General features: G+C 68.6%; 9 protein-coding genes. 5 read left to right on the top strand and 4 right to left on the bottom strand.

The features are described 5' to 3' along the window. Nucleotides 1-687: PAQR family membrane homeostasis protein TrhA (gene trhA, locus AC08OU_RS02570; protein WP_476604224.1), on the bottom strand; the 687-nt coding region annotated here is incomplete at its 3' end. Nucleotides 688-969: 282 nt separating this feature from the next. Here trhA and AC08OU_RS02565 point away from each other — a divergent pair. The 3 genes from AC08OU_RS02565 to msrA all read left to right on the top strand — a co-directional run bounded on the left by AC08OU_RS02565 (nt 970) and on the right by msrA (nt 6,138). Further along, on the top strand, nt 970-2,799 hold the full coding sequence (locus AC08OU_RS02565) for a phosphoenolpyruvate carboxykinase (GTP) (RefSeq protein WP_476598794.1): 1,830 nt from the start codon (nt 970-972) through the stop codon (nt 2,797-2,799). A 1,200-nt stretch (nt 2,800-3,999) separates the two neighbouring features. Beyond that, nucleotides 4,000-5,292 carry a PhoH family protein gene (locus AC08OU_RS02560; RefSeq protein WP_462187765.1) on the top strand — a complete coding sequence of 431 codons (1,293 nt, stop codon included), beginning with the start codon at nt 4,000-4,002 and terminating at the stop codon, nt 5,290-5,292. 141 nt (nt 5,293-5,433) lie between these two features. Continuing rightward, nucleotides 5,434-6,138 (top strand): peptide-methionine (S)-S-oxide reductase MsrA, encoded by a 705-nt coding sequence (msrA, locus tag AC08OU_RS02555; protein ID WP_462187764.1) that lies wholly within the window; start codon nt 5,434-5,436, stop codon nt 6,136-6,138. A gap of 121 nt (nt 6,139-6,259) precedes the next feature. Here msrA and AC08OU_RS02550 read toward each other — a convergent pair whose 3' ends face one another. The 3 genes from AC08OU_RS02550 to AC08OU_RS02540 all read right to left on the bottom strand — a co-directional run bounded on the left by AC08OU_RS02550 (nt 6,260) and on the right by AC08OU_RS02540 (nt 8,133). After that, nucleotides 6,260-7,114 (bottom strand): methyltransferase domain-containing protein, encoded by an 855-nt coding sequence (locus AC08OU_RS02550; protein WP_476598792.1) that lies wholly within the window; start codon nt 7,112-7,114, stop codon nt 6,260-6,262. A gap of 8 nt (nt 7,115-7,122) precedes the next feature. Next, nucleotides 7,123-7,605 carry a hypothetical protein gene (locus AC08OU_RS02545; protein WP_476598790.1) on the bottom strand — a complete coding sequence of 161 codons (483 nt, stop codon included), beginning with the start codon at nt 7,603-7,605 and terminating at the stop codon, nt 7,123-7,125. A gap of 147 nt (nt 7,606-7,752) precedes the next feature. After that, on the bottom strand, nt 7,753-8,133 hold the full coding sequence (locus tag AC08OU_RS02540; RefSeq protein WP_476598788.1) for a hypothetical protein: 381 nt from the start codon (nt 8,131-8,133) through the stop codon (nt 7,753-7,755). A 153-nt stretch (nt 8,134-8,286) separates the two neighbouring features. Here AC08OU_RS02540 and AC08OU_RS02535 point away from each other — a divergent pair, with 153 nt between their 5' ends. Together AC08OU_RS02535 and AC08OU_RS02530 are read left to right on the top strand one after the other, a co-directional pair. Further along, nucleotides 8,287-9,618, top strand: a complete 1,332-nt coding sequence (locus AC08OU_RS02535) for a hypothetical protein (protein ID WP_476598786.1) — start codon at nt 8,287-8,289, stop codon at nt 9,616-9,618. After that, nucleotides 9,615-10,187, top strand: a complete 573-nt coding sequence (locus AC08OU_RS02530; protein ID WP_476598784.1) for a GNAT family N-acetyltransferase — start codon at nt 9,615-9,617, stop codon at nt 10,185-10,187. The genes AC08OU_RS02535 and AC08OU_RS02530 overlap by 4 nt, the downstream gene beginning before the upstream one ends. Nucleotides 10,188-10,462: the final 275 nt, after the last annotated feature.

Here is a 10,462-nt window from a genome sequence, read left to right as displayed (position 1 = left end):
GGCGAAGAGCAGCGCGATGTAGTGGCAGGTCGCGGCGACGAGGGTGAAGGCATGGAACACCTCGTGGTAGCCGAAGATCGTGGGCACCGGGTCCGGTCGCCGGCAGGCGTAGACGACGGCGCCGAGGCTGTAGCAGACCCCCCCCACGAGCAGAAGGACCATCGAGGCGATCCCGGCCCGGTGGGCGAGCTCCGGGATCACGAAGACGGCCACCCAGCCGAGCGCGATGTAGAGCGGCACGGTCAGGTACCGCGGCGAGTGCAGCCACAGCATCCGGATGGCGACGCCGAGTCCTGCCCCTCCCCACACCACCGCCAGGACCACCCGAGCGGTCGTCGGCGGCATCGCAATCAGGGCGAAAGGGGTGTAAGTGCCGGCGATGAAAACAAAGATCATTGAATGGTCGAGGCGTTTCATGCGCGCCCGGGCGCGTGATGTCGACCACATCGTCCGGTGGTAGAGGGCGCTCGTTCCGAAGAGGGCCGCAATACTCAGGGCGTAAACTGCGATACCGAGCCGGGCACGCAGCGTGGTAGCCAGCGCCACCGCAATGACGCCTAGTGTCAGGCTGATCGGGAACGCGCCGGCATGTAGCCATCCCCGCATGCGCGGTCGCACCAGGTCACGCGGGTGCGAGGCGATGTCCGTCTGCGGAGGCCCGGCCGGCTGCTGTACGAGGGAAGCCACGCCGAGAACGATAACCCGAGGGTCAGTGCCGTCACGAAGCGGAGCCGGACGGCAGCAGTCGGTCCGTACCGGCGCGTGATGGATCCGACGCTTCTGCGCACTCGCTATCGCGCGACTGCGGACGGAACGCGCGGTACAGTCTAATGATCCTGAACGTGGCCTCGAACTCCCCCTATATTGTGGGTTTTGTCTGAACATCCACGAGTACGTTCGAGTTCTCAAGTGGGCACCTGCATATGGGAAGAGAGCGCGGCAGGTTCGACTCGACCGGAGGTGTGAGCTGTGACAACCGCGGCACAGGTTTCGGGGCTGGACGTGGCCCCCACGAGGCACGCCAGGCTAGTTGCCTGGGTGCGCGAGATTGCCGAACTCACTCAGCCGGACCGGGTTGAGTGGTGCGATGGATCAGACGCGGAGTTCGATCGGCTGACCTCCCTTCTGATCGAGCAGGGGACCCTGGTCCGGCTGAATGACGAGAAACGTCCGAACAGCTTTTACGCCGCCTCGGACCCGGGCGACGTGGCCCGCGTGGAGGACCGTACCTATATCTGCTCTGAGCAGGCGGAGGACGCCGGCCCGACCAACAACTGGCTCGACCCTGCTGAGATGCGGGTCACGCTCCGAGGCCTGTTCGCAGGGTGCATGCGGGGTCGGACGATGTACGTCGTCCCGTTCTGCATGGGCCCGCTCGGCTCGAGCATCTCGGCCCTCGGTGTCGAAATCACCGACTCGCCCTACGTCGTCATCTCCATGCGGACGATGACCCGGATGGGAACGCCCGCCCTCGAGCAGCTCGGAACGGACGGTTTCTTTGTCCCGGCCGTCCACTCCCTGGGCGCTCCGCTGGAACCCGGCCAGGCCGATGTCCCGTGGCCGTGCAATACGACGAAGTACATCACCCATTTCCCGGAAACCCGGGAGATCTGGTCCTACGGCTCAGGTTACGGCGGAAACGCACTACTTGGCAAGAAGTGCTATGCGTTGCGTATTGCGTCGGTCATGGCCCGCGACGAGGGCTGGCTCGCCGAGCACATGCTCATCCTCAAACTGACGTCTCCCGCTGGCAAGGTCCACTACATTGCCGCCGCATTTCCGTCGGCCTGTGGAAAGACCAATCTGGCGATGATCATCCCAACCCTGCCGGGCTGGCAGGCGGAGACCGTCGGTGACGACATCGCCTGGATGCGCTTCGGTGAGGACAGCCGGCTGTACGCGGTCAACCCGGAGGCCGGGTTCTTCGGGGTCGCCCCGGGGACCGGCGAGCAGACCAACCCCAACGCGGTCAGGACCCTCTGGGGCAACGTCGTCTACACCAACGTGGCCAGGACCGATGACGGTGACGTCTGGTGGGAGGGGCTGACCAAGCAGCCGCCGGCGCACCTCATCGACTGGAAGGGCCGCGACTGGACCCCCGAGTCCAGCGAGCCCGCCGCACACCCCAACGCCCGCTTCACCGTCCCGGCGGGCCAGTGCCCGACGATCGCCCCGGAGTGGGAGGATCCGCGCGGCGTGCCGATCTCGGCGATCCTGTTCGGCGGGCGCCGGGCGACCGCGGTGCCGCTGGTCACCGAGGCTCCCGACTGGCGGCGCGGGGTGTTCTTCGGCTCGATCGTCGCCTCCGAGACGACGGCGGCCCAGGCCGGAGCGATCGGCAAGCTGCGCCGGGACCCCTTCGCGATGCTGCCGTTCTGCGGCTACAACATGGCCGACTACTTCGCCCACTGGCTCGAGGTCGGGCAGAAGGCCGACCAGACGAAGCTCCCGCGGATCTACTACGTGAACTGGTTCCGTAAGAGCCCGGAGAGCAGGTTCCTGTGGCCGGGATTCGGCGACAACAGCCGTGTCCTCGCCTGGATCGTCGGTCGCCTGGAGGGCACGGCAGCCGGGGTGGAGACGCCGCTCGGCGTCCTGCCGACGAAGGACGCCCTACCCGCCGACGGCCTCGACATCGCCGAGGAGGACCTCGAGACCCTGCTCACGGTGGACGTCGAGGTGTGGAAGCAGGAGGCCCAGCTGATCCCCGAGCACTACCAGACGTTCGGGGAACGGCTTCCGGCCGCCCTGTGGACCGAGCACGAGGCGCTCGTCGAGCGGCTGAACAGCGGAGGCTGAGCGGCTGACGCCACCCAACCGCGGGCTCCGTTCGGGGACCGCACCGCTGGCACGGCACTTCGTGGCAGCACCTCGCAAGGCATCTGTGGCAACGCAAGCCATCCGTGGCACCACTTCGTGCGACACTCCCGAGCGGGCCGGCCTTCGGCCGACCCGCTCGGCGGGCTCCCGGCCCGTCCCGTGGCGACCGGTCGGCAGGGTTCGGCCCTCCTTCGCCGGCCCGGCGGCCAGCCGGCGGCGGACTCATTCGTAACTCTGCGTCGCGTCCGTTGTTCCGCCGTTGGCGGGCCGCGTTCCTACCGAGTGTCGTGCTACGGCTCACCTGAGCGGAGCACCACCCGATAATGACCACTCCGCGGATCCCTGCATGTTTGCCGGGGATCAATCCCTTCTCCGGATGAATTTCCGGGAATTCCCCAGTCGGTTGGCTGAATTTCCTCCGACCCGCCCGACGGTGCCAGTCGGCGCCCTCTTTCGGGCCTGGTCCGGTCCGGTCCGATCCGATCTCGATGACATGTCGAGACAACGAGTGTCCGATCATCGGCCCGCGGTGTTCCATAGCGTTCCGTCACGTTTTCCCCGCGGGCGCGCTTCAGGCCGTCACCTTTCGGTCGCCGCGTTTCGGGTGCCCCCTCCCATGTCGCCACGTTTCGGCCTGTCACGTTCTGGCCTGTCGCGTTTCGGCCCGCCGTGTCTCTGGCCGGCACGCCCGCGGTCACCCGGCTCTCGTCGGTCGCCGGGCTCGTGGATCCGGTGGCGGCCTGCGGCCGGTCGGTGCCCGTTGCCCCGGTTGGTGCCCGTTGCCGGAGTCAGCGCAGGTCCGGGGGCTTCTGAACCGGGCAGTGAGCGGTGACCTGGCTTCCTCGGGCGGACGCTCGTGGTCCGGTCTCCGACGGCGCCGCGCGCGGCGGTTGATGCTCCGCGTCATGATCCGGACGCAATGTGACCGATCGGGGTGCGACGGGAGCTCCGGGGTGCGAGACGTTTCCAGTTCTTAACGTAACGTGTTGTCGGAAGTGGGTCGCCATCATCGAGGGCTGCGGTTACCGTGGGATCGCTAGCGTCTCAAGCCGTGGTCCGGCATGGTGCCGGACCTCTCGGGAGGCCCCTCGGTGCCGCAAGCGCGACTACACCAGGAGGCCGGTGCCCGGCTCCTGCAGGGGTCGGTCCCGGACTACCTCCGAGTAAGCGGGTGGGCGTGTGCCACGAACGCATGTCGTCGACACAAGCGTGCTGCTTTCTGATCCTGGCGCGCTGCTGCGGTTCGCGGAGCACAATGTCGTGCTCCCCCTCGTTGTCATAGGGGAGCTGGAAGGTAAGAGGAACCACCCGGAACTGGGCTGGTTCGCCCGGGAGGCACTACGCATCCTGGACGATCTGCGCATCCGGCATGGTCGCCTCGATCAACCGCTCCCGCTGGACAACGGCGGGACGCTACGGGTGGAACTCAATCACACCGATGCGGCGGTGCTTCCACTGGGGTTCCGGGTCGACACGAACGACTCGCGGATCCTGTGCGTCGCGATGAACCTCGCCCGCGAGGGCGCCGACGTCGTACTGGTCACGAAGGATCTCCCGCTGCGGGTCAAGGCGTCGGTGCTGGGGCTGCCCGCCGAGGAGTACCAGGCGCTGTCCCCGGTGGACACCGGCTTCTCGGGGATGGCCGAGCTCACCGTCACCCAGGAGGACCTCGACCGGCTTTACTCCCGCGAGTACACCGAGATCCTGGAGGCCGCCGACCTGCCCTGCCACACCGGCCTGGTCCTCACCACCACCGGGGGGAGTGCCTCCGCGCTCGGCCGGGTGACCGCCGACAAGCAGGTCCGGCTCGTCCGCGGCGACCGCGACGCGTTCGGCCTGCACGGTCGCTCCGCCGAGCAGCGGGTGGCCCTCGACCTCCTGCTCGATCCGGATGTCGGGATCGTCTCCCTCGGCGGTCGAGCCGGCACCGGTAAGTCGGCGCTCGCCCTGTGCGCCGGGCTCGAAGCTGTGATGGAGCGCCGGGCGCACCGCCGGGTGGTGGTTTTCCGCCCGCTGTACGCCGTCGGTGGCCAGGAGCTCGGGTACCTCCCGGGCAGCGAGAACGAGAAGATGGCGCCCTGGGCCCAGGCGGTGTTCGACACCCTCGGTGCGCTCGTCTCCCCCGAGGTCATCGAGGAGATCGTGGATCGCGGGATGCTGGAGGTGCTGCCGCTCACGCACATCCGTGGCCGGTCCCTGCACGACGCGTTCGTGATCGTCGACGAGGCTCAGTCCCTGGAGCGCGGGGTGCTGCTGACCGTGCTGTCCAGGCTCGGGCAGGGGTCACGGGTGGTGCTCACGCACGACGTGGCCCAGCGCGACAACCTGAGGGTCGGCCGGCACGACGGGGTCGCCTCGGTGATCGAGACCCTGAAGGGCCACCCGTTGTTCGCGCACGTCACGCTCACCCGTTCCGAGCGATCGCCGATTGCGGCCCTGGTCACGACGATGCTGGAGGATCTCGTTCTCTGACGGGGTTCTCCCTGATCATCCAGCGAACTTTCGATGAATATCTGGAGAATATCTGGAGAGCGTCCGAGGGTCCCGGGCTGCGGGAACGTGTGGCCGCGGTGCGCGGTTGTGCGAGGAGACAACCACCGGAGGTGGCTTCCCATGTTCTTCGGTCGTCACAAGACGACACTGCCCACGCCCGAGCAGGCCCTTCCCGGCCGGGATCGGCCGGTGTTCGCGGGCGATGTCCCGCACACCGTGCTGGGGACCCCGCTCGCCGGCCCGTTCCCGGCGGGTCTGGAGACCGCCGTGTTCGGCCTCGGCTGCTTCTGGGGGGCCGAGCGCGCGTTCTGGAAGGTTCCCGGGGTGTACACCACCGCCGTCGGCTACGCCGGAGGGCACACCCCGCACCCCACTTACGAGGAGGTGTGTTCCGGGCTGACCGGGCACACCGAGGTCGTCCTTGTGGTGTACGACCCCGCGAAGGTCGGCTACGAGGAGCTGCTGCGCGTGTTCTGGGAAGGGCACGACCCGACCCAGGGCATGCGGCAGGGCAATGACGTGGGCACCCAGTACCGTTCGGCGATCTACACCACCACCGCCGGGCAGGCCGCCGCGGCGGCTGCCAGCCGCGAGGCGTTCCAGCAGGTGCTGACCGCCGCGGGCCTCGGGGCGATCACCACCGAGATCGCCCCGGCTGGTCCGTTCTACTACGCGGAGGAATACCACCAGCAGTACCTTTCCGACGCCAAGAACCCCGGCGGCTACTGCGGCCTGGGTGGCACCGGGCTGTCATGCCCGGTGGGGGTCGCCTCGGCCGGTTCTCCCCGCGCCGGGACGTCCGCGGAAGCCTCCAGCGCCGGCTGAGCGCGGCCAGCGGAGACGGGAGCGGGGGGAACCTCGCGGATGGGGGAGGGAGCGGGGGCCGTCGGCGCGGGGGCGCCGACGGCCGGTCCGGGGTACCGCGGGTCCTGCGGCAGATGTGGGATCAGTCCATCCGGCGGGTGGCGGTCAGGTACATGACTGGGGTGGTGTAGGTGATTGTGCCCTGGGTGTCGATCGCCTGCTGCCAGGCCTGGGCGTAGCGGTGGGCGAGGTTCTCGTCGAAGGTGGCGATGGTGTCGATGGGGCTGCGGGCGCCGGGGTGCGGCGGCCGGTTGAGGTAGCCGTCGACGGCGTCCCGGCTGGTTATGGTGCTGATGACCGTGTCGCGTTCGACCGTGACGCCCTCGAAGCCGGCGCTTCGGGCGTGGGTAACGGTGTCGGTCTCGTTGAACCGGCTCATCGTCCGGGCTGCCGGGGTCGCGTCGGCAAACAGGTCGCCGATCATTCGCAGCTCGTCGGCGGTGAGGGTGGACAGGTCGGCGTCGTGCCGACGGCGGGCGTTGATCGGCTCGAAGACGGACAGCAGGCCGCCCGGACGCAGCACCCGGGCCGCCTCCTCCAGCGCGGCGGGCAGATCCTCCAGGTAGATCAGAACCGAGCGGGCCACGACCGCATCGACACTGCCGTCCGGCAGGGGCAGGCTGGCGGCGTCGGCGACGACCCGTTCGGGGGCGCCGGCACCGTAGCCGGCGGGTCGGATCGCGTCCAACGCCTCGGCGGACCGGTCGATGGCGGTGACGGCGCCGTCCGGGCCGACCAGGGCCAGGGCGGCGAGGGTGAGCAGACCCGTGCCCGCACCGAGATCCAGCACATGATCGCCGGGTGAGATTTTCGCGCCAGCGAGAATCCGATCGCGAATCCCGTGGAGCTGGTCTTCCGCCGCCTGCCGTTCGACCGGCGACATCCCGGCGAACCGTTCGGCCGTCAGCCAATGCGCGGCCGGGTCACTCTTCCGCACGACCGCGATCACGCGACGGAGGTGAACACGAAGTTCGGGCCGACCGCGTTCGCCAGGGCGCTTTCCAGCTCGGCCAGGCCCTGATCCTTCTCGGCATGGTAGATCGCGTCGATGCGGTCGAGCTGCTTGTCCGACAGCAGGTCCTGCCCGCGCACGGTGTACTCGAAGAACAGCGCCTCGTCGGCGCGGAACAGTTCGGCCCGCTCGTCAAGGGCCGCCTTCCGGGCGGCGATCTCCTCGACGCCGAGCCGGCAGCCCTTGTGTTCCACCTGCTCGCCGAGCTTCGCCATCCGGATACGGCCCGCGACCAGCCGCTCATGGTACTCGCCCGAGAGTGTGAGCAGACCGCGGATCTGCTCGTCGGTCAGCCCGACCTCGGCATGGTGGGCGAGCATCCGGGTGAACAGCGCCCCGTTGGCAGCGATGCTCTCCGCCTTCACGTCGATCAGATAGCCCGGCTTGGTGAAGCATGCGTGGTTGCTGTTGCACATGATGATCCCTTCGGGTGGGTGAGGGCAGGGAGTGGGGAACCTCCCCGCCCGGGGCAGGCGCTCACGGAAGCGCCCCGGTGGCATTGGGTCGCCGCGGGCGGGGAGGGGATCGGGTGGGGCCGCCTCGGGGAAGGGACGGCCCCGGTCTCAGGGGCCGTTGACACGGCGAAGCGGAACGACTCGGTAGCCGGCGATGTCCGGCAAGGTCTGGGCGTGCTCGTCGGCGAGCCGGGCCGCCGGCCAGCCGATCAGGCTCTCCACCGGATTCCCGGCTCTGTCGAGCACGGAGATCGAGTAGTTCGCCGGTGTGTCCCGCCCGGGAATCCAGTTCGTTCCGGGCCGGCGGGTCGGCAGGGTCCGGGAGGGGGAGGATGCCCGCGAGCGGCGGGGCCCGCTCCCCCTCCCGGCATAGATGGCCGCCCTCCACTCGCCCGGCGATCCGCCGTCGATGGTCGGCGATCCGGCACGGGGGCGGCCACCCTCGGCGGCAGCGGTCAACAACCCGCAGGGAGAACCCGTCAGCGTCACGAATCCTCCCTGGCCTCCGGGTGCCGGCCGGCACATCCGCCGGTAAGGACATGACACACTGCGCACCAGATCTACGACAGAATGCTCACCTGATGCCCAGAGGTGGGACATCACCGCTCACCTCCAACGTCCGGCTGTCGGAGGGGAACCGCCGTGCACGCTGATGTCGACACGCTGAAGCAACAACTCGCCTCCCGGTTCCGGGAACTCCAGAATGAGTACCAGCTCTCCGGGGTGCAGTTGGAGAAGCGCACCACCTACTCTCGGAAGAACGTCGGCTGGATCCGCAACGCGGGGCCGCTGCCGGCAGGCCACGTCCTCGCAGCCCTGGACAAGGTCTTCGGAACCGGCAGCGAGCTGACCGATCTGGGAGAGCGAATCCGGGCCGCCCAAGCCGCACAACGACTCCGGGGCTTGGAGGAAGTTGCCGGGACGGGAACCGCCGTGGACGCTGAACAGCAGACGGCGGAAGAGGAGATGGTCACGACGGACAGGCGACAGGTCTTCGAGTTCGCCGCGGCAGGGCTCGTTGCAGCAGAGACCTACCGGCAGTGGACGACATCCGGACCGGATGTTCTGACCCTCGACGAGATCGACGACTCGATTAACAACCATGCTGCCGCGTTCACCATCGAGCCGCATCACCAGCTCGCGCCGAAGGTGTGGAGAACCTGGGAGTCGGCACACACACTCCTGCGTAGCGGCGGTGCCCGCGCACGGTCGCAGGTGCAACTGACTGTTGCGGCCGGCTACGCCTCGTACATGCTGTGCAGGCTGGCGTTCAACCTCGGTGACACCGTCACCGCCCGCCGGTTCGTGCGCCTCGCGGGTGAGCATGCCGAGCAGACCAACGATGTCGTGCTGGCCGCGTCAGTGGGAGAGATGCTGTCCACGCTGGCGTTCTACGGCCGGCGCTACCGGGAAGCGGCCACCGCGGCGCAGCGGACCGCCGCGGTGGCCGACGGCCCGTACACCCGTGCCCGTATGGCCGCGTACGAAGCGCGGGCGCTCGGCGCGCTCGGCGATGTCGGCGGCACCCGGGCGGCGTTGAACCGGATGCGCACCTCGGTGACAGATCTACCGTTGCAGCCGGGGTGCAGCCCGTTCGGGCAGGCGACCGCGGCCATGTTCGAGGCCGGCGTGCTCGCTCGCATCGGCGCCGGTATCGAGGCCGAGCCGATCGCCCGTCGAGCCGTCGTCGCTTACGAGACCGACCGCGCTACCGGATATGAGGATTACGGGAATGCGTTGCTAGCGATTGCCTGGAGCCTTACCAACCGCGAGCGGCCAGCGGTCGACGAGGCCGCGACAGTCGCCGGGCGTGCTGTTGCGTTGTTGGATGCCAGTCCTACCGCGTCTGTTTCCGCGCGGGTCGTCGAAGTGGCCGCCGGGTTCGGCTCTTACCCGGCGGTGGAGCCCGTACGGGACTTTTGGGACCGATGGAAAGCCCGGCCGCGGCTTGCGTTGACCGGAGGCCACGTATGACCTTCGTCTACGACGCCCCGTCCGTCTTCGAGATACCGACGGTCGTCACGGATCGGCTGGTCCTGGGTGGTTGGCGGGCCGCGGACCTTGAACCGTACGCGGCGATGAACGCCGACCCTGAGACGATGCGGTATCTCGACGGCACCTTCGGCGCGGCCGGAACAGAGCGTCTCGTCACCCATCTCATCGGCATGTGGGTGATCCGCGGTCATGGCATGTGGGCGGTCGAGGATCGGGAGACGGGGGAGTTCCTCGGTCGGGCCGGGACGTACTTCGCGGACGGCTGGCCGGAAGTCGAGGTCGCGGTGTCGATCCGCCGCGATCGCTGGGGCCAAGGGCTTGGCACCGAGGCGATCCGGGCAGCGCTCGACTTCGGCTTCCAGCGGCTGCCCGTCGACGAGCTCATCACGGCGACGCACCAGGAGAACGCGGGGATGAACGCGATCGCGCGCAAGCTTGGGATGACCTTCCGGGAGGTGGCTGACGTCGGCCCATGGAGGGCGAACAACGTCTATGCGATCAGCCGAGTCGAGTGGAACACCCGGCGTGGGGCAACCTCCAGAGCCTGAGCTGCCGGGTACCCATGCCGGAGCCCACGCGAAGGATACGGCGCGGCCGCGCCGGCCGGGCCATCCTGACGGCATGGACGAGGCGCCTGGCAGGCCGTGGCCCAACCCGGTAATCGTGCTGCGCTGCAAGCTGAGCAGCGCCGAGAACCACGCCATCAATATGCAGAGCTGGATCATCGCCACGCAGAATTGGGTGAGTGAGCCGATCAGACCCCCGCCACCCCAGCCGCCACCAAAGCCGATCCTCGGTCCGGAGAGGTTGAAACCTCCCAGAC

It is taken from the genome of Frankia sp. CcMO1 (genome assembly GCF_977945845.1).
Note: the sequence above shows the minus strand (reverse complement) of the source record. Positions and strands in the feature narration are given on the sequence as shown.

Bases quoted from the DNA above. Each gene is read 5' to 3' on its own strand.
- msrA (WP_462187764.1), top strand. From the start codon at position 5,434: ATGTTCTTCGGTCGTCACAAGACGACACTGCCCACGCCCGAGCAGGCC.
- AC08OU_RS02545 (WP_476598790.1), bottom strand. From the start codon at position 7,605: ATGTGCAACAGCAACCACGCATGCTTCACCAAGCCGGGCTATCTGATC.
- AC08OU_RS02530 (WP_476598784.1), top strand. From the start codon at position 9,615: ATGACCTTCGTCTACGACGCCCCGTCCGTCTTCGAGATACCGACGGTC.